Below are 20,661 nucleotides of genomic sequence, written 5' to 3'. Positions count from 1 at the left end.
TCACGCATGAAGGCCGATCTGGTAACCGACGCATTGACGATGGCGTGGTTCCGCCGTCAGCCAGCGCCGGGCGCGATGCATCATTCGGATCGCGGCAGCCAGTACTGCTCGGATGACTTCCAGCGCCGCCGAAGCGAAAGCCGATCTGTTCGAATACATCGAAGTGTTTTACAACCGGAGGCGCCGCCACTCCACGCTCGGTCAGGTGTCGCCAACCCAGTTTTTTCACGACTGGCTCCGCACGCAGGACGAGCAAAATCTGGCAGCATAACGACTCGCCCTTGGTGCGCGAAAAACCGGGGGAAGCTCACCCGAGCATGCGGCGAATCGGCAACCGCGGTCGGCCCGCTGCGCTCACGCCCGCGCCGGCAAGTTGCGCTGTCGCGCCGAACAGATCGATCACCTGCGCAGCAATGCCTTCACGATTGCGATGCGCGAACAGCGGCGCCATCGTAGCTTCGAGCTGCGCCCACGGCATGCGCGTCGCGAGCACCGCAAGCGGATGGCGCAGGTCGATCATCGAATCAAGGCGGCTTCGGAAGAAATCGTCGGTCATGTCGGCGCGCTCCAGCTCCCAGGTTCTAAATCAGATCGATATTCGTTCTGGGAGTTCGCAGCATATCCGGCTCCCGGCAATCCCTTGCAGGGCTTGGTTCCACTATGTTTTGCATGTCCGACTGCATATGATCCGCAAAGGGCAGATGCGGGTGAAAGAAGGCGCCCATCCGTCAGTGGCAGCGCAGTTCTACTCACTGGTGATGTAAGGATTCCTGAAAATGGCGATCAACCTCGTCTCCCCTCCGTTATCGCGACAGAACCGCTCAAAAGAGCGGTAATTCGAGGTGCCCTGTAGTACTAGACATGCTTCAAGACGATTGGGTATGCGATTGGCTTTGAATCTGAAGTCGCCTCACGGTTCGGGGGTGAACGCCGAAGGTACGAGCGACTTCACTGATCGGGTTGGTTTTGAGCATCGTGATGGCGAGTGATCGTTGTGCCGCGGTGAGGGCCGGCTTGCGTCCAATGCGTGCACCGCGCGCTCGCGCTGCGGCAATCCCGGCGCGTGTTCGCTCGCTGATCAGCCGTTGTTCAAATTCTGCCAGCGCGGCCATCATATGAAAGACCAGCATGCCTCCGGCGGAGTGAGTGTTGATGGACTCGCTCAACGATTGGAAATTGACTTCCCGATGCCCGAGATGACTGATGAGCTCGACCAGCTTGCCGAGGGAGCGCCCGAGTCGGTCGAGCCGCCAGACCACCAGCGTGTCGTTGATGGACAGCTTGGTCAAGGCGTTCTCGAGGCCGGGGCGCTGGAACTCCGAGCCGGATATGCCATGATCGGTAAAAATATGTTGGCATCCGGCCTCGGTCAGGGCATCAATCTGCAGCGCAAGATCTTGCTCGTCTGTTGAAACACGCGCGTATCCGATTTTCATTGCTTGACCTTGTGTCTGGCCGGGCATCCGCGTGTGCAGGCGGACGACAGGATGGGCGGGCAGGGGCGACACAGGGGTGGTGGTTCGACAGATATCGAAGGTGAATACATGGCTGTGAGCGGTTGAATACTTGGGTGGCAGGGGGGCGTGAGGAGGGGGCACCGAACAAAGCGGGTGGCACAAATCTACTTTAAATACGGGTCTGACTCTATATTACCGTCGCGATCCGGCTCGCTAGCTCGCACTTTGAGGGTTCGGGCGACATAGAAAATTGGACAAAAAACGACGCTTTGTTAAGCAAAGTGAATTCTGGAAAACGCGTATCGAATTGTACTGGACAAAAGGGGTCCTTTTTGTCCGGCCTCTTGGCTCGCCCGCAGAGCCCCGTCCTGTCTAGGGCAACACGCTTAAAACTCACTTTGATACAAAGGACCCTTTTTTGAGGGGGCTCGTACCGGGCCGAGGTAGCGCCAAAAAGCAAACAGAATTGCGACTGTGCGGACGGGGAAATGATCATGAAAACCGGGACGACCTTCGGAGCATGCGGCAAGGGGTGGCGGACGCCGACTCAGGTCGTGAACCAGCCCCGTATCCGGCGCGAGATAGTGAGCGCAGCGGAGATGGCGCAAGCACTCCGGCGGGGAGCCATCGAATTGGCCTGTCAGTCAATTGTTAGACTTGAGCAATCCGGCTCGATCCTATACCGGGAGTCACAGGCGCGCCTGCGTTTAGGCGACGGGCTGCTGCTGTCGCCGAATCACTTTCTTCCCTACCTGCACCAACTGGGCGTCTTGGCGCGCCTGGATGCGCTAGTGGTGCGTCGCGCCGTGGCGTTGTTGGGTAGCGCGCCGTCCTTGTGTCTGGGAGTCAATCTGTCGTCGGCGGGTGTGAGCGATCCCACGTGGTGGGAGCCGGTGCTGGACGGGTTGGCGCACCGTCCCGAGGTTGCTCGGCGTCTGGTGTTTGAGATTCCGGAGGCGGCTGTGCTGGTGCCGGGCACGGGGCGCGAGATTCGCAAGGCGCTGCGGGCGGTCGGGTGCCATGTGGCCATTGATGGGTTTGGCGTGCGGTATGGGGTGCAGACGGCGATGGAGATCGACGCGCCCGACATCATCAAGCTAGACGGATCGCTGTTGTCGGGGCTGACCGCGAGGCGAGCTCGGCGCGTGGCTGACCTAGTCGCCCTGGCGCGAGACATGGTGCCGTGCGTGGTGGTGGAGGGAGTCGAGGACGAAGTCTCATTGCAAGTTGCCCAGGAGGCTGGTGCGCAATGGGGGCAAGGCAGTGGGTTGGGCTGTGAGTGCTTGCTCTCGAGGCCGGGATGGTCGAGCGGACTTGAGCGCGAGGTCGATCAGCTGGGTCGCTTCGCGGATCTTGCAACAACCTGACACGAATGTGGAGTGGTGGTGTGGTTGAGGTAAGCCGGCATCTGAATCGATGGGCTTAATTCGAGTGGGGGAGTGATGAGGCAAGACGGAGAGGCATTTTCAAATTTCGTCCAATCCTTGCTGGCGGTGCGGCCGGGATATGACTGGGCGGTGGATGACCCAGCCGAGATCGAGGAGTTGATGGAGCGGCTGAGGCAATCGGCGTACTTGTTGATTGATCTCTATCTGGACGAGGAGAAGCGGGTGTCGGCGCGAGAAGCATACGACGCCGGCATTGTCGTGGGGCTGTATGGAGCGGACTCGGCGATAGCGTGGCCATACAGGGCAGGCGCAGCTGGGGGCGAGACGCAGGGGCTGGCGCTGATGTGTAGCTTTCGGCGGCGGATGTACAGCTACGGGTACGAGCATGGCGCGATTTTGCGATTGCTGTTGAGGTGATGGGGCTGGCACTGGGCGGTTGGCAGTAAAGGCGGTATGTGACACGAGAAATGTGTGTGCATCAATTTGGATGCCTAATTATATAAACTAAAAATCTTAATTCATAAGGACTAGAAATGAATAAGATCTATCGAACGGTATGGAACAAGGCTCTGGGAGCGTTCGTAGCGGCTTCTGAACTGGATAGTGCGCAAGGCAAAGGGCGGACGGGGTGTGAAGTGGCAGATACGCGTGCGGGGAATCTGAACGTGTCGGCATGCGGATCTGGTGTCCCGATGCGCACGCTTGCGATAGCGGTGTTGGGGTGTATTCTAGGTTTCGGACTGTCTCAGCGAGCGGATGCGCAAGCAGTTGGAGGTGGCGTCGTCGTGCCAGGTGCCCCCGGTACGGCAATCAGTAACGTAGGCTGTTCGAGTCCTGCGCAGGCAGAAACATTCGCATTCAATACTGGTTTGGGGAATATTGCAATTGGATGTGGCGCACAGGCGGGCACACCTGGCGTTACCAATGGTGGCAATGGGATGAATGTTGCAATTGGACCTCTTGCTTATGCGGGGGGGCGCAACGGGGTGGACGATAACAGCACTGTCGCACTAGGATTTATGGCTAGTGCCTTAGACCCCGGGGCGGTTGCGCTGGGCTCGCGTTCAGAGACGGCGCCGGTTGTGAATACGCCAAGCGCGACGATTGGCGGTCAGACATATACATTCAGCGGAACCAATGCGATTAGCACAGTAAGTGTGGGGGGCGACTCCAACCAATTCCAACCGGTACGTACAATTACGAATGTTGCCGCGGGCCGAGTGTCGACGACTAGCACCGACGCGATCAACGGCTCGCAACTCAATGCGGCCGTGACAGCAATCAATACGCTGTCGACGTCAACATCGACCGGGATTAGCTCGTTGTCGACGGGGTTGAGCACGACGAACAGCAATGTCGGTTCGCTGTCGACGGGGCTGAGCACGGTCAACAGCAATATCGCATCGCTGTCGACCGGTGTCGCCAACGCGGTTCAATACGACAACGCGTTGCATACCTCGGTAACTCTCGGCGGCGTCGGCGCAACGACTCCTGTGCGGCTGACCAACGTTGCAGCTGGCACGGCTCCCACTGATGCGGTCAACTTCGGTCAGCTGTCGTCGTTGTCGACGTCGACTTCGACGGGGCTGAGCACGACGAACAGCAATGTCGCATCGCTGTCCACGAGCCTGGGCTCACTGTCGACCGGGCTGAGCTCGACAAACAGTAATCTCGGCTCGCTGTCGACGGGTCTAAGCTCGACAAACAGCAATGTTGCGTCACTGTCGACGAGCGTATCGAATCTGTCTACGACGCTGAACAACGTGAACGGCGGCAACACGACCTACTACAAGGTAAACGATCCGAACGCACCGGCATCGCAGGCGAGTGGTGAAGGCGCCGTAGCGGGCGGAGGCGGGGCCGTTGCATCGGGTGATCGGAGCGTGGCGCTGGGCAAGGACGCAACCGCGGCGGGTACGAACTCGGTGGCAATTGGTGCGGGCTCCGTGGCAACCGAGCGTAACACGGCTTCATTCGGCACGCCTGGCAACGAGAGACGCCTAACCAATATTGCCGCAGGCGTGAATCCCACGGATGCGACCAACCTCCAGCAAGTGAACAACGCGGTTGCCGCGGGTGTCGGACAGGCTAATAGCTATACCGACAAGCGCATCGCCGACACCAACAAGGCGATTGGCGATGTGGCCAAACACGCGTACTCCGGGATTGCGGCGGCGACGGCACTGACCATGATTCCTGAAGTCGATCTGGGTAAGTCGATTGCGGTGGGGGTGGGTGCGGCATCCTTCCAGGGGCACGTCGCAACAGCGATTGGTGTGAGTGCGCGGATGACGGAGAACCTGAAACTGAAGGCGGGCGTTGGGCTAAGTAGTGGTGGCCAAACTTACGGTGGCGGCGTGTCGTACCAGTGGTAAGTGTATGACTGGCCCGGGTTGTCCGGGGGGTGTCCCAACGTGCGATGTCAGCGCTGCTTCGACGAAGTGGATATCGAGATATCACTAAGGTTTACTAATTAAATTAGAGAAGGAGTTCAAATAATGAAGGCAATCAATCTGTTGCTGGCGCTTGGTGCTTCCGCGGTTCTGGCCGGCTGTCTGTCGAGCGGGCCGACCTTTACGGCCCGCTCGGTCGCCCGGGTGGACGGGCCTGCTGCATACGAAGTGACCTGCTATGGGATCTTCGAAGGTCGTAGTGCTTGTTTTACGAAGGCGAAGGAGATCTGTGACAAGTATGCCAAGGGCAAGCCGGTGTATCCGCTGCAAGACTATGCGCCGCTGGGTTCGCGCACGGAAGGCAAGCCGGATACGAACGCGCTGATGTTCCAGTGTGGCGCACCGGTTGAACCGCCGAAGCCGGCCGCGCAGCCGGTAGCGCAAACCCCGGTGCCTGCGCCGGTGGCGATGCCGCCGCAAAAGGTATCCCTGGGCGGGGACGCATTGTTCGATACCAACAAGTCGACGCTGCGCCAAGCTGGTCAGGAGAAGCTCGACAAGCTGCTGGAGGAGGCGAGCGGAATGCAGTTCGACCGCGTGACGGTTGACGGCTATACCGATTCGCGCGGCTCTGCGGCGCGTAATCAGGCGCTGTCGCAGCGACGCGCACAAATGGTCGCTGGGTATCTGGAGTCACATGGGTTGAAAGCGCGGGAATACGTGGTGAAGGGCCATGGGGCATCCAATCCGACGGCCTCGAATGCGACGGCGCAAGGACGCGCCTTGAATCGTCGAGTGGAGCTCACGCTCGAGGGGCTGCGGTAATCCTGGGCCGTTAATGCCGCCGAACTTGGCGGCATTAGCGGCGGCTACTGCGATGCGATAGATGGCTATAGAGCGGCCTGGCTGACTGGATCCACGAGTGGGAGTCCGATAGATGAAACGCAACCTTCATTTGGAAGCGGTGGATATCGCGCTGGCGCGAGGTGATGTGGTGGGTGCCGCCATGATGTTGGAGGCGCGCCGCGCTGCGGAATCGAAGGATCCTCACGAGCTGGTCCTACTGGCACGCGTATTGATGCTTCGTGGGCGAGGCCAGGAAGCGAAGGCCATGTTGGCGCACGCGCTGAAACAGGATGATCAGCACGTTGAGGCGTTGGTCGAGTGTGCACGTCATGCGATTGCGGCCGCTGAGCTGGCAACTGCCAGCGACTGGTTCGGCCGCGCGTGGCAAGAAGGCCGCCAGGGCGAGGCATGGGTGATCGAGTGGGTGGAGTTGCTGGTGCATTTCGGCGATCACCTGCGCGCGAACGAGATTATGCAGATGCACTGTACGTGTGCTCCAGAGAGTAGCGAGGCATGGTTCTGGCGAGGGTATGTCCAGCATCTTCTGGGGCAACACGCGTCGGCGCTGGTGTCCTATGAATGTTGTGCGCGGCTGACCCCGAATCGCCCGATGCTTACCAACAATCTAGCCGCGCTGTACCTGGAGCGTGAAGACACGGTACAGGCGCGGAAGCTGCTTGAGCGAGCACTGGTCGATGAGCCGCGCAACGAGATGGCATGGACGAACTACGCGACAGTACTGTGTCGGCACGGCGAGCTTGCAGCGGCATTGATCGCGGTTGAACGGGCTTTAGCGCTTCAGCCAGGCTATTCGATTGCCCTTCAGGTCCATGTGAGTGTACTGAAGGAGTTGCAGGAATGGGATCAGGCGTGGGTGTCGAGCCAGCGCGCTCACACCCTGATGCCTAATGCGACGACGACATGGGTGATGGCGATGTTGCAGTTGATGCGAGGCGAATACGCCTCCGGCTTGGCCAATCATGAAGCGCGCTGGCACGGTTCACGCGAGTTGCGAAATCGCTATCCCGATTTACCTATCCCGCAGTGGGAAGGGCAGCTATTGAAAGGCAAGACGCTCGTGGTGTGGGGCGAGCAAGGGTTTGGCGACGTGCTGCAGTTTGTCCGGTTTGTACGTCCACTGGCGGAGCGCGTCAAGCGAGAGGGCGGCACGATCGTGTACTGCACGTACCCCGAGTTGCAACCTTTGCTTCAACGCAGCTTGGCCGACATCGTGACACCCATTGTGGCAACCCAGGACCCGAAAACGTTCCCGCCTGGAGATTGGCATGTGCCGCTGGCCAGTTTGCCGCTGCGCTTAGGTGTTCGTCTTGATGACTTGCCGATGAGTCACCGGTATCTGAAGGCTGATGCTGCGCGGGTGGAAATGTGGCGAGAACGCTTGCCGGGTTCGCGCGGAATGAAAGTCGGGCTGGCGTGGTCCGGCAGTCGCACGCATCAGCGCAATCCGATGCGGTCGGTAAATCCGGTTGCGTACGCGCAAGCATGCGCGGGTATCGAAGGCGTCGAGTTCTTCAGCCTGCAGAAGGATGCCCAAGATGACGCCCAGTCGATGAGACGAGGCGGTTTGCAGATTGCCGATCATACCGAGGAATTTTTCACGTTTGACGATACGGCGGCCTATCTCAAGAATCTCGATCTGGTTATCACCGTTTGTACTTCTATCGCGCATCTTGCCGGTGGGTTGGGCATAGCGACATGGCTGCTGCTGGATGTAAATCCGCACTGGACCTGGATGCTTGGACGCGAGGATAGCCCATGGTACCCATCGGTCAAGCTTTATCGACAGACGCGGTACGGGCAATGGGATCCTGTTTTGCAGCGTGTGGCAGCGGACCTCTCGAAAGTGGCCGAGCGTTGTCATACGACATGACGAATAGACCGGATAGACAAATCAGGGGCAAGCGAATGAATCATATCCATCATTGCGACGAGTACGACCAACAAGTCTGGTTCGGCAGAATTTTAGCAGCAGAAAAATTTTTTTTTGCATTGGCGATACCAATTGCGGGATTTGCTCTCTATCAGTTAATGAGATTGTCTATAAATTTAAGTTGAAATTGTGGTAATGATTTTTAAAGAAGGGGATGTACTTAGTTTGTCAAGCGCATGTCAAGCGTATGTGTTGGGTGAGTGTGAACCGGTATGGTTGGTCGCAGGCACGCAATTGACTGTGGTCAAAACGCTTGGCAATCAGCGGGCGCCATCAGGTTATGTGCTTGAGGCGTTTGTACGCGAGCGCTGTCGTCACGCACTCGTGACGCTGTGTTTTGACGAGGTTTGTAAATGAAATGCGGACTATGGACGGGGATCGTGTGCATGTTGGCATGCAGTGTACTGACAGCATGTGAAACAGCACCCGATGTTCCGATGAAAGATCAATTCGAGACGGAGTTGCAGGGCGTCAAGACTAACGTGATCACCCAATTCGATGTGGCCGGGCAACCCGATGTTCGAGAAAGCCATGTTGTTGACCCGGTGGGACCATCCAGTAGGTCGATGCGATCGAAAGACGACGTTGTTCAGATTGGTACGGCGTCCTGGTACGGCAAGCCGTTTCACGGGCGGCGTACGGCAAGCGGTGAACGCTTCAACATGTATGCATTGACAGCGGCTCATCGAACATTGTCGTTGGGAACGCACGTACGCGTTACACACCTGGAGAGCGGTCGCTCGGTAGTCGTTCGAATCAATGATCGCGGCCCGTATGTGCGCGATCGAATCGTAGATTTGTCGATGGCGGCGGCCGAGCAACTGGATTTGCCTCGAACGGGTACGGCGCGGGTGATGATCAAGTCGGTATCGACGCCTTAGGCTTCGTGCAAAGCAAGCGTGATACGCGAGGCTACGTATGGAGTGGAATGTGAAAGAGTACCGAGAGCTAGTCTTGATGCGTGCGAAGCTTGATGAGGAAATAGAGAAGATGCGCGAAGCGGAACGCCATACCGTTATACGCGAGATCGGAAAACTCATCGTAGAGTTCGGCATTAGCGCTGCCGAGATGCGTGAAATTGTAGGGAATGCGAGGCACAAGAGAGAGGCCAAGTATTGGAATCCCCTCACGGGGGCCACGTGGTCGGGGCGCGGGCGGCGGCCTAAATGGTTGGAAAAGGCAGATATGGAGTCGTATCGCTTGCCGTCATCTGAAAAGCGACATGATGCGAGGGAGACGCCGGAATCCAATGGGAGCGCAGAGCAGGAAAGTGGCTCGCAGCCCGACTGATCGTCTTGGGCGGCACGCAAGAATGGATTTCAAATCGGGAAAGTCACGGACAAATCGTTGAACTGTTTTAGGGTGTTTTAAGCGGGAAATCCATTTTGAGGGAGCGATATGTCGCAGCAACAACGCTTTGCAGCAGAACTGCTGGGGACGATGTGGTTGGTGCTGGGTGGGTGCGGCAGTGCGGTACTCGCAGCAGCTTACCCGTCCTTGGGAATTGGGTTTATTGGCGTATCGCTCGCGTTTGGTTTGTCCGTATTGACCATGGCGTACGCGATCGGCCATGTGTCGGGCTGTCATTTGAATCCGGCTGTGACGGTTGGTCTGTGTGTTGCCGGACGATTTCCGGCACGTGATGTCATCCCGTATGTGCTGGCCCAGCTTCTGGGTGCGGGATGTGGTGCTCTGGTCTTGTGGATCATCGCCGCCGGAAATTCGAACTTCGATCTCGTTGGCAGCGGGTTCGCCACGAATGGGTATGACGATCGTTCGCCTGGACACTATTCGATGTTGGCCGCCTTCGTGTGTGAGGCAGTGCTGACTGGATTCTTTCTTCTCGTGATTCTGGGGGCAACGGATTCTCGTGCTGCCGGCCGATTTGCGCCGATTGCGATTGGCTTGTGTTTGACTTTGATTCACCTGATTTCGATTCCGGTCACCAACACCTCGATTAATCCGGCGCGTTCGACTGCACCAGCATTGTTCATCGGGGAGGCGGCTGTGAGCCAGTTGTGGCTGTTTTGGATTGCGCCACTCGTTGGTGCATGCGTGGCAGGCCTGTATTACCCGATGCTTGCCGGGGAGCGGCCGCCAGCAGTGTAGTGGAAATTGGCGCGATTCGAACGTCGGGGGACTTCGTTCATGAGAGCGTCGAGGGCGCCAAGAAGACTTGCGCGCGATCGAGGTGGGGATCTGGCTATAGATGGAATGAGAAAAGTCGATGCTTGACGTGAGCGTAACCGAACGATATTTCGCGATGCCATGAACGACACATTGATCGAGGCAATGCGTCACGAGGATATTCAGAGAGAAGCGACAGTGACGATGTGTGGCAGCTTTGCTGTTTGATGAGCGCTGACAGCATCGATAGCTGGAGTGAGTAAATGAATGGCGGGCACTGTCGCTATGCGATTGTGTGATGTAATAGATTTGAGATTGGGTGCATCTTCTGCGATTTCATTTGTCTTGGCAATTAATATCATATGTCAGGGAGGCGGCATGTCGTTAATATCGAGCGAGAGGAGCGAGTTGGGCGATATTTTAAAGCAGCCCGTGATGCGATCGTATCAATCCCGCATAGCAGTGGTAGATGTCAATATCGATCGAGCAAGTTCAATCGGACATATTCTGTCAGAGTCGGCGTGGATTTGTCTGCAATATATGTCTGTCCGTGAGTTTATTCTTGATCAAAGTACCCAACCCAGCGATGTGATCGTGTTGGGTGGCGAGGTAATCGGGAAGTCTTGCAATAATGCGCTACGTCAGATTCGACAGAGCGAGCAGACGCGTCGCATACCCATCTTGGTCGTGGGGGCAGCACCCGACTATCAAGCGGTTTCGATGATGGAGTCTGGGGCTGATGTTGTGGAAATCTGGCCGATCAGCGCGAGCGTCTTGGTGGCCCGGGTCGACGCACTCCTTCGTCGTGGCCAGGTGCGCGAGTTCACTCCGAAGCACGAATCGTACGGCGCATACATATTTGATGTGCAATCTGGACGTGTCTGGAGACATGATCAGCTTGTCTTTCTGACGCCCAAGGAATTCAAGCTTGCCTTGTATATGTTTCGTCATCAGTCGTTGATTATTTCGGTCGAAGTACTGGCGGAATGGGCATGGAAGCGTGGTGATGTGGGGGATTCAATGCGACGAACGGTGGTCGTGCATATATCGCGAATTCGGAAGAAGCTTAATTTAACTGGAATTGATGGGTACTGTTTGAGCTTTGTGGCGAGGCGCGGATACCGCCTTCTGAAGATTTAGATTGATGATGATCTATTGATGACTTCTCGAATCATCAATATTTGTTTGATAAAAATTCGGATGACATCATGTCAATCGGAAGTGCGAGTCGAACGCGTCAGATCACGCTGCTGGTACGAATTCAACCGACGCCGTCAATGTTCAGAAGCTCAATTAGTGTTTGGAAAATACATTCGATCAGACAAGCAGTCGCACAAACAGTCAGATTCAAAGATTGCATAACAGTATAAATGACGCGCACAAGGATGCTGACGGTGGTGCCGCAGCAGCAATGGCGGTTGCGGGACGGCCTCAGCCGACGGTGCCGGGCATGAATATGGTGGCCATTGCAGGTAGCGTCTACCGCGGTCAGCCTGAACAAGCCTTCATCTTGAGATTGTATGAGAACGGGTGGTGGATATACAAGGGTTCGGTCACAACCAATACGCGAGGTGTAGTGAGGGGCGTGGTAAGTGGCGGGTATCAGCGGTGATTGGGAAAGGGTCCCGTATCTGACGGACATCGGTTCTGATGCACCCCCAAAGTTTGGGACGAAAATCATTGATTGAATTGATATCGCGAGGCCGAAATGGGTTAATGCGCCTATTAATTAGGCTTCCATGGCTGCAAGGATACGAGGTTGCATCGATCTCGAGAGGCGAGCTCTATTTTGACTCGCCAATACAATGCAATCGATTGTAAGTCATGTGATTGCTTCATCAGTTCATGAAGGCTATTCCGTTCGTGGAAGTCACGGGAGAGTGACGGCACGTATGTGCGCCGAAATATTCGCAATCCGTTAGCGCTAGTTTGGGGGAATGTTGGAGTGAAAACTGGAAATAATAAAAATGAGTTGAGCGATGGCGCGTATGCGGCATCGACCAAGCACTTGGGTGCATCGGCTGCGATATTTGCTTTGCTGCTGGGGTGCGTGAGTGGGTTACGTGCGCAGCAACCGACGGTGCAGGACCGAGAGCGCGATCTCGATGAGAAGGCGAGACGACAACAATCGATCGAGCAGCAAATGCAGGAGTGGTCAGCCAAGCCGGAGGTCGTTGCGCCATCTCCCGTACAAGCGCCGGACGTGGGTGAGGCACGGTTTCCGATTGAACAAATTGAAGTCCGGGACGGTGCGAGGCACTTCCGGGAAATTGATCGAATTGTCGAGCGCTATCAGGGCACGACGATGGGAAAAACGGAAATATTCGCCCTGCTTCGGGACCTGACAAATTTTTATTATGAGCGCGGCTACATCACGACCAGCGTGTCTCTTGTGGAGCAAAATCTGTCGAGTGGGACGTTGATTTTGAAGGTCAATTGGGGCTATGTGAAGGGATGGCGTATAAACGGCCAGGAGCCCGAAACCATTCGCGAGCGCATGATGTTGACTAGCGCGATGCCTGGTATGGAGGGAGCTGTTCTGAATATTCGCAACATCGATCAGGCCATTGAAAATCTGAACGGTCTTGGCAAAGCAGCGAAAATCAATGTCGTGCCGGCTGAGGAGGTCGGGTACTCGTATCTGGACGTCGCCCTGGAACGTTCAAAGCCAATTGCCGTGTCGGCGTCGATTGACAACTCCGGTTTCAGTGATCGAGCGGATCAGGGCCTGTACAAATATGGCGTGAATTTTTCGATTGCCAATATATTGAGCATGAACGATATGTTGACGCTTTCGGCAGCACGTCGTTACTACAAAGATCCGGCGCATTATGCCTATGATTCGCTTGGAGTCTCATACGGATTTCGTGTTGGATTCTGGAGCGCCGACCTGCGATATACCGCTCAGCCGACAAAAAGTGTGCTGTCGGGAATCTATGGTGATTACCAGCTCAGAGGTAATACGCAAGATGCTAACTTCCGAATTTCGCGAGTGGTCAATCGCTCGCAGACGGGTAAGGATACTGTATATGTCGCGCTTGATCGTAAACGAGTGCGTAACTATATCAACGATACACTGATTGAAATAAATAGTAATACGCATACGAGCATTCAGATGGGCTTCAACCGAGTGAATAGCCTGTTCGGCGGCACCGTCTTTGCCGATGTAAGTTGGACTCGCGGTATTGGCTGGTTTGGAGCAACGGTTGATCCGGAGTTTGGAGGCGAGGGACCGAGTTCCCGTTATGACAAGTTCAATCTGAATTTGAACTGGTCACGCGACTTCTTGATTGGAGGCCTGCGGACCAATTACACGCTATCGGCAGGTGCGCAGTATTCGAAAAACAGCTTGTATTACGACAGCAAACTTGGGGTAGGCGATCAGTACACGGTTCGCGGCTTCAAGGACCAATCGGCCTACGGCGATACAGGATTGTATGTATCGAACACCATCAGTTTTCCGTTTTTGACGCCGATCGGACAAGTTACGCCGTTTGCCGGCGTCGACTGGGGAGTGGTCACGAACAAGGACAGTACGCAGCGTGGTGGGTCGATTGCCGGGGTCGCGGGCGGTATCAGGATGTCCGGAAGGTGGGCAAGCGTGGCGGTCACGGCAGGCAAGCCGTTCAAAGTCCTGCCAGGTATGGGCCACTCGATGGTCTGGTACTTGAGCGCATCGGCCAATTTCTAAGCGTGTTACGTGAGATCGGGAAATTTCAATCAGGAGCCGCGTCATGAAATCGGCAAACAAGATAGGAACTAGCACCATGCCATCGTTCAACATTATGTCACGCGCTGTGGTGGTTGCCGTGTCGTCAGCATTCGTTCTTGCCGCATGTGGTGGTGACGGAGAAACGCCGATTTTCTCTGGTTTGGGTGCGTCGGACAATCGTCCCCAGCATCCACCCCGCGACCCGGGGGCGACGGGGGCTACTCCGACGACGCCGATACCGGATACCCCGACACCATCGACCGGAACGCCTGCGCCAACGTCGCCACTCTCTTTGGTCGACCTGTCTTTTGCGCAGTCTCACGTCATCCCGAGCGCAGGTCGTAGCTGGCAGCTTGCGCAGATTGCAGCAACGCTCAGAGTCGTGGGAAATCGCACGGCATTGGCACTGGCAAGTATTGCCCAATCTGACGTCAAGAATCCGGTTCTGGTGGCGTGGCGTAATGGTATGAGGCTGGGCGTGCTGGCACTGAACCCGCCGTCTGTACTGCCGGGAACGGAATCGCGAGGCCGCGCGTATGCGACGGACCGCTGGAGTGTGGAAGTACCCGCAGCGTGGATGGCGCCAGGAACAACCTTTGTGGTGTCGGCCGACAACTATTTGGCGAGTGCCGCTCAGCGGCCACTGTTCAATAGCGACGGCGAAATGCGTCTAACCATCACGCCGTTCTACCTGTTCGGCGCAAGCGACAAGAACAGCGTGCCATTGGCGGATGTGGCCGTGCCAAACGAGAAGACCCAAAGTGAACTCTTCGCCAAATGGCCATTCTCGAGCGTCAACATCTATACGCATGCGGCAGGATACTTCTCGTTGCCATACTTGGTCGTTAGCCCGAGACAGGATGCGTCGGGCACACCACAGGCAGCGTATGGCATCACGTCCATGGATCAACAGAAGGACGGATACGGCACGATGTCCGCAGTATTGTCGATGATCCAGGCAATGCGTATTGCGAATGGTGAGGGCGACATCAATAACCAGTACTACGCCCCGATCATTGCGTTGAATTCCGCCGGTACCGTCGCCGATGTCGGCGGAGGCTTGGGTGGGGGCAACGCGGGGGTGGGCGATCATGACTATTCCGGCGTCTTCATCCATGAACAAGGCCATGCGTTCGGCTTGCCGCATGCCGCCGATGCTTATGCCGCCGGTACGTATCCCTACGTGGGCGGCAGCGTCTCAGGCAGTGCATGGGGATACGATCAGATCCGCCGCGAATTTCTTGACGTCCTGATGCCATCGAGTGCAGCACACTACGCTGGATGTCGCGTCGATCATCAACTCGACTCGCAGGGGCGATGCTTCAAACAGGATCCGATGCAAGGCGGGGCGGGCGATCAGTCTCCTGGCTATCAGTTCACGATGTTTTCGGATTTCAGCGTCGCACGCTTGCAGGCATGGATGGAGGGGCGAATCCTGATGGATGCCTTATCAGCGACCGGGTACAGCAAGTGGGATACCGCCACCCAACGCCGTGTTCCATATAAGCCGATGACCGACGACAAGGGATTGTATGGCATTAACCACAATCTTCCCGTGGTGCGCGACACGAAAGTGAGCGCGATCGTCATCGCTTTCAGTCGTGCGAATTCGGCTAGTGCTTCATACATCTACGAACCCAAGCAATTTACCGGCAACTTGATTCGAACCTTCGATCCGTCGAATGCTGCGGATCTACAGGCCATTACGGCCAATACGGGGACTTTTCCATGGTATTGCGTAGCGAGCGGATGCGATTTTACTCTGCGCGTGACGTACAGCGATGGGTCGCAAGTGCTTCGTGTGCTAAAGGACGGGTTTCGAGAGTGGTTTAAGGCGGAGGATCCGGAGCCCGCATCGGCTGTTGATCCTTTGAACGCAGGCAGCTTCAGGCAATGGGCAATCAATGTGCCGGGCGATAGGCTAATTAAGAAGATTGAATTGCTTGACACGCCGATGGTATGGAAAGGGATGCCGCAAAATCCGAAAATTCTGCTTAGTAGACAATTTTAATGAATCGACTCTGAACGGCGGTCGAGTCACGAAGCGGAATTGGTTCGGCTGGGGATGGAGTAGGGAAAGCCCTTGTCCGACGACCACAAATGGTCGTCATCGGTGCTGGTGGGTGTGAATTTCGGCGGGAGCACGACGGTTTAAATTTTTTGTAAGGAGAAGTTGCGCGCGATTGCTTTTTTGTAAATATTAAATTTTGTATTGCTAAATATTAATTGTCAAATTGAATTAGGTGATCTATGAACAAGATCTATCGAACGATATGGAACAAGGCGTTGGGGGCGTTTGTGGTGGCCTCAGAGGTGGACCATTCTCAAGGCAAGGGAGCGGTGGGAGGTGATTCGGTCAGTAGCAAGCGGACACAAGGCGTGGGTGGTGTACCGATGCGGGCAATCTCAGTGGCGATGGGGTGTGTGCTGGGCTTCGGGCTGGTTCAGCAAGCGCAGGCTCAATATAGCGCGGGCGGTGGGTCGGCTACTGCCCCAGAAGCCGTTGGTATTGGCGGGACGAATTGTGTGAATTCGGCGAACGCAAACTGGCCCACCAACCGTGGCCCACTCGCGGCAAACAATGCCGGCAGCACTGGCGCCATTGCTATAGGCTGCAGCGCCGTCGCGAACGACAACCTCAATATACCAGGCGCCCTGGCGCCTGCTACAGCTGTCGGAAATGGCGCGACAGCGTCGGCCGCAAACACGACAGCGATTGGGGCTGGCGCCTTGGCGTCGAATGCGGTCGCAACAGCAATAGGTGCTTATGCGACCGCATCAGCGGCCAACAGCACTGCTTTGGGTTTTGGAGCTGTAGCATCGGGGGTCAATGCTGTGGTTCTGGGTATGGGGGCGACCGCGGCAAACCGATCGAGTGTTGCGTTGGGCATGGGGGCAATTACGGCTGCGCCGAACCCGACCGCGAGCGCTACGATCGGCGGGCAGACTTATAACTTTGCTGGTCCGACGCCAACCGCCGTGGTGAGCGTCGGCAATCCGACTGGGACGACGACCGTAGCTGGCACGCAAGTTGCCGCCACAGTCACACGCCAGATTACCAACGTCGGGGCGGGGCAAGTGTCGTCGACGAGTACGGACGCGATCAACGGCTCGCAACTCAATGCGGCCGTGACAGCAATCAATACGCTGTCGACGTCAACATCGACCGGGATTAGCTCGCTGTCGACAGGGTTGAGCGCGACGAACAGTAACGTCACGTCGTTGTCGACCGGCTTGGGTTCGCTGTCGACGGGTCTGAGTACGGTAAATAGCAATATTGCATCGCTCTCGACGGGTGTTGCTAACGCCGTCCAATACGATAGTCCGTTGCATAACTCGGTAACCCTCGGCGGCGTCGGCGCTACGACTCCTGTGCGGCTGACCAACGTTGCAGCTGGCACGGCTCCCACTGATGCGGTCAACTTCGGTCAGCTGTCGTCGTTGTCGACGTCGACTTCGACGGGGCTGAGCACGACGAACAGCAATGTCGCGTCGCTGTCCACGAGCCTGGGCTCGCTGTCGACGGGGCTGAGCACAACAAACAGTAATCTCGGCTCGCTGTCGACGGGTCTGAGCTCGACGAACAGCAATGTGGCGTCACTGTCGACGAGCGTATTGAATTTGTCGACAACGCTGAACAACGTGAACAGCGGCAACACGACCTACTACAAGGTCAACGATCCGAACGCACCGGCATCGCAGGCGAATGGTGAAGGTGCCGTAGCGGGCGGAGGCGGGGCCGTTGCATCGGGTGATCGGAGCGTGGCGCTGGGCAAGGGCGCGACCGCGGCGGGTATCAACTCGGTGGCAATTGGTGCGGGCTCGGTGGCAACCGAGCCTAACACGGCTTCATTCGGCACGCCAGGCAACGAGCGGCGCTTGACCAATATCGCTGACGGTGTGAATCCGACTGATGCGACGACCGTGCAGCAGGTGCGTCAGGCCGTCTCATCCGGGGTGAACCAAGCGAATAGTTATACTGATCAACGTATCAATGCGACCAATAACGCGATTAACGATCTATCTAAAAATGCATATTCTGGCATTGCTGCGGCAATGGCGATGTCCGGGATGCCAGCGATGGACAATAACAAATCGTTTGGTGTCGGTCTGAGTATGTCTACGTATCGTGGCTATCAGGGGATTGCAGGCAGTCTGGTTGGACGTGTGACTGAAAATGTAAAGGTTCGAATAGGCGTTGGTGGGGCGACTGGGGGTGGTGGGATTGGTGCCCAGATTGGTGGTCTGTATCAGTGGTAAAGATGGCACTGGGCATGATGAGGCGAAAAATCACATAGATGGCTAAGCTCACCAGGGTTGAGTGTCAGGTTCTATTATTCTGATGCGCTTAAATCTGGTAATTATCGAAGATGTCGTGGTGACGGGAGATTGAGGTGTGCTCAATCTCCCACTTAACTCACTCTTGCTGACTGGGGTGGGAATTGTAGAGATCACACTTGGAGTGTTGATTGATGACGTGTGCGGAGTACGGCCTTCGCTTCAAGCGGCCATGAAGTATTGAATTGATAATTATAGGAAAATGTATTAATAAATATAACGAATCCGTAAATTGTTTGGGCGACGGGTGGAATGAATATCCTGCGTGTGACGTTCGGCGATAGACTGAGGATATTGTGTTTGCTAAAAGGAGTGAATGTGATTCAGGAAAAATCAATCGGAGGTAGTATCAGTCTTTGGTCTAATGAGCGCAGGCTGCTTCAGCAACGAGAAGTCAATGTGCGAGGCGACAAGTTCATACAAGCGAACAAATCAATTTAGACGCCGTTGGCATGAAAGGGAATGGCATGGAATTGAAAAATCCTGCTCGAGCGTCAACTGGCAGCCTCGAAGCTAACGGACGCAGTGAACTGTGGGAGAATATTATGACGAGAAAGAAACGAGTTTTGGTGCTCGTTGCCGCTGTGGCACTGAGTGCGTGCGGTGGTGTGGATGCGCCAAGCACGGACGCCAATACAGGGGGCGGCAGCAGCAATACAAATATCGGTGGTGGCAGCAATGGTGGTGGAACAATCCCCTCGGGCTGCGTCGAGACAGGTGTTGATCCCAAGTACGCATGTAAGACTGGCAGCACCGAGCCACTGTACACCTATCAGTGGGCACTTAAACAGGCCACGAGCTTTTTTGCCGCGTTTGGTTTGGTTGCTGATGGCACGACTGACATCAATTTGGAAAGCGTGCATGCTGCCGGAATCAAAGGCCAAGGTGTGAACGTATTGGTACTCGACGATGGGTTAGAGGTGAGGCACGAAGATCTGGCTCCCAACATCAATGCGTCCATGACGTACAATTTTTTCGATGGTTCGACTGATCCGACGCCCCCCGACACAGCGGCCAACATCGATACTGCGCACGGCACCAATGTCGCTGGCATCATTGCGGCGGCTCAAAACGGCAAAGGGGTCATGGGCGTTGCGCCGCGCGCGACGCTGGGTGGTGCGCGTTACGTCGGCGCGGCTAATGCAGACACCAATATGGCCTATGGCGGCGCCGCTTGGTCGAAGGATGCGCACGTTATCAATGCGTCGTATGGCGACAACCCGCTCGCGCCCCCGGAGTACGACACCGCAACCTCCACGCAAGCCGCGGTGCGTGCGTTCCCGAACCTGCGCAACGGACGCGGTCTGGTCATGCTGAAGGCCTCAGGTAACGAGTATGAGCAGATTAGCGACGGTGCAAACATCCCGCCTCGTACCTGCCCTACCGTGGGTCGCCCTGGCATGATCAGTTGCGAGAACCCGGCTAACGACGTCGAGGCGCTCGAACCCGGTGTGATTGTGGTCGGCGCGGCCAATGCCATGGGCGTGAAGGCAAGCTATTCCGATGCTGGCGCAGTCAACTGGATAACAGGTCTGGGCGGTGAATCGGCCAATGGGGGAGGGTACGGCGAGGTGGGCACCGGGCCAAAAATTTTTTCAACCGACCTGAGCGGTTGCGGCCGCGGCTATAGCCGAGTCAACCCGGAGGATGTCTACGATTTTGCTATCGCGAACACGCCCATCAACCTTAAAGAAAATCCCAACTGCAACTATTCCAGTATGGACGGCACGTCGGCGGCCACGCCCACGGTGACTGGCGTGGTGGCCCTTATGCTGACAGCCAACCCCAATCTGACTTGGCGCGACGTGCGCGACATACTGCGCGTCACTGCGCGCAAAATCGATCTCGGTTATGGTAGTCGAGACGAGCGCAACGTTAGGATTGACCTCACCACCGGGAGTGCGACAACCGACACAAGTACGTCGCTCGTTGATGGCGCCACCACGGCGCGTTTGGATTACGGCTGGCAGACCAACGCGGCTGGCAACGCTTACTCGACGTGGTACGGCTTTGGTCTTGTCGATGCAGCCGCCGCGGTCAAAATGGCGAAGAACACCACCACCTACAAGTCACCTGCACTTAAGATCCCCGATTTCACGAACGCTTTCGGCAACGTCAACCAGTTCAATTACGGCTCGGTACAAAAGCTCGGTCAGTTCAACGTGACGGGTGGCGACAAGGTAGATGCGCTGCAATTGCGCGTGTCGGGTTCGGTATGTATAGGCAGCATCGGCTTCTTCGTGAAATCGCCATCGGGAACGATATCGGCCTTGTCTCTACCGTATAACGGCTACTATGGTAGCGGAGTCAGCAGCGTCAGCAATTACGGCCTGGGGAGTTACGCATTTTACGGCGAGAATGCAGCCGGCACGTGGGAGGTCTATGCCGTGAGCGGTGTGCCGACAAGTGCTTGTGTGGAGTATCAGCCGCAAGGCGGCACGCACGCTGT

At 56.4% G+C, this 20,661-nt stretch carries 14 protein-coding genes and 2 pseudogenes; 14 read left to right on the top strand and 2 right to left on the bottom strand.

Features of this window, described 5'->3' with window-relative positions:
• Positions 1-271, top strand: a pseudogene (locus CFB82_RS40085) (IS3 family transposase); the annotation flags it as partial.
• A gap of 45 nt (positions 272-316) precedes the next feature.
• Here CFB82_RS40085 and CFB82_RS43605 read toward each other — a convergent pair.
• Both CFB82_RS43605 and CFB82_RS40075 read right to left on the bottom strand, forming a co-directional pair.
• Positions 317-556: pseudogene (locus CFB82_RS43605) on the bottom strand (IS5/IS1182 family transposase); the annotation flags it as partial.
• A 310-nt stretch (positions 557-866) separates the two neighbouring features.
• Complete coding sequence (locus CFB82_RS40075; protein WP_089487759.1) at positions 867-1,436, bottom strand: recombinase family protein; 570 nt, start codon at positions 1,434-1,436, stop codon at positions 867-869.
• A gap of 509 nt (positions 1,437-1,945) precedes the next feature.
• On the opposite strand from CFB82_RS40075, the gene CFB82_RS40070 reads away from it, so the two are divergent.
• From CFB82_RS40070 to CFB82_RS39970, 13 genes are all read left to right on the top strand, one after another.
• The gene (locus tag CFB82_RS40070) at positions 1,946-2,824 is read left to right on the top strand and encodes an EAL domain-containing protein (RefSeq protein WP_089487758.1); all 879 of its coding nucleotides are present in this window, start codon (positions 1,946-1,948) and stop codon (positions 2,822-2,824) included.
• Between the two features lie 75 nt (positions 2,825-2,899).
• A complete protein-coding gene (locus tag CFB82_RS40065) occupies positions 2,900-3,262 on the top strand; it encodes a hypothetical protein (RefSeq protein WP_089487757.1) in 363 nt (120 codons plus the stop codon).
• A gap of 116 nt (positions 3,263-3,378) precedes the next feature.
• The gene (locus CFB82_RS42790; RefSeq protein ID WP_143751053.1) at positions 3,379-5,220 is read left to right on the top strand and encodes a YadA-like family protein; all 1,842 of its coding nucleotides are present in this window, start codon (positions 3,379-3,381) and stop codon (positions 5,218-5,220) included.
• A gap of 123 nt (positions 5,221-5,343) precedes the next feature.
• Positions 5,344-6,063 (top strand): OmpA family protein, encoded by a 720-nt coding sequence (locus CFB82_RS40040; RefSeq protein WP_089487755.1) that lies wholly within the window; start codon positions 5,344-5,346, stop codon positions 6,061-6,063.
• 112 nt (positions 6,064-6,175) lie between these two features.
• Positions 6,176-7,975 (top strand): tetratricopeptide repeat protein, encoded by a 1,800-nt coding sequence (locus CFB82_RS40035; RefSeq protein ID WP_089487754.1) that lies wholly within the window; start codon positions 6,176-6,178, stop codon positions 7,973-7,975.
• Positions 7,976-8,472: 497 nt separating this feature from the next.
• Positions 8,473-8,916: a septal ring lytic transglycosylase RlpA family protein gene (locus CFB82_RS44340; protein ID WP_089487753.1), complete on the top strand. Its 444-nt coding sequence runs from the start codon at positions 8,473-8,475 to the stop codon at positions 8,914-8,916.
• A 76-nt stretch (positions 8,917-8,992) separates the two neighbouring features.
• On the top strand, positions 8,993-9,325 hold the full coding sequence (locus CFB82_RS40025) for an H-NS histone family protein (protein ID WP_089487764.1): 333 nt from the start codon (positions 8,993-8,995) through the stop codon (positions 9,323-9,325).
• A gap of 108 nt (positions 9,326-9,433) precedes the next feature.
• Entirely contained in the window at positions 9,434-10,144 is a 711-nt protein-coding gene (gene aqpZ, locus CFB82_RS40020) for an aquaporin Z (protein ID WP_089487752.1), read from the top strand.
• 285 nt (positions 10,145-10,429) lie between these two features.
• Positions 10,430-11,302 carry a response regulator transcription factor gene (locus tag CFB82_RS40015; protein ID WP_089487751.1) on the top strand — a complete coding sequence of 291 codons (873 nt, stop codon included), beginning with the start codon at positions 10,430-10,432 and terminating at the stop codon, positions 11,300-11,302.
• An 886-nt stretch (positions 11,303-12,188) separates the two neighbouring features.
• A complete protein-coding gene (locus tag CFB82_RS40005; protein ID WP_373558934.1) occupies positions 12,189-13,853 on the top strand; it encodes a ShlB/FhaC/HecB family hemolysin secretion/activation protein in 1,665 nt (554 codons plus the stop codon).
• 43 nt (positions 13,854-13,896) lie between these two features.
• Positions 13,897-15,885: a M66 family metalloprotease gene (locus tag CFB82_RS40000; RefSeq protein ID WP_256990757.1), complete on the top strand. Its 1,989-nt coding sequence runs from the start codon at positions 13,897-13,899 to the stop codon at positions 15,883-15,885.
• 239 nt (positions 15,886-16,124) lie between these two features.
• Positions 16,125-18,134 carry an ESPR-type extended signal peptide-containing protein gene (locus CFB82_RS42780; RefSeq protein WP_143751050.1) on the top strand — a complete coding sequence of 670 codons (2,010 nt, stop codon included), beginning with the start codon at positions 16,125-16,127 and terminating at the stop codon, positions 18,132-18,134.
• A 545-nt stretch (positions 18,135-18,679) separates the two neighbouring features.
• Positions 18,680-20,661: S8 family peptidase (locus CFB82_RS39970; protein WP_256990756.1), on the top strand; the 1,982-nt coding region annotated here is incomplete at its 3' end.

Origin of the sequence: Burkholderia sp. HI2714, assembly GCF_002223085.1 — a bacterium.
GTDB lineage: Bacteria > Pseudomonadota > Gammaproteobacteria > Burkholderiales > Burkholderiaceae > Burkholderia > Burkholderia lata_D.
The sequence above is the reverse complement of the archived record's forward strand: the minus strand, read 5'-3'. Positions and strand labels throughout refer to the sequence as shown.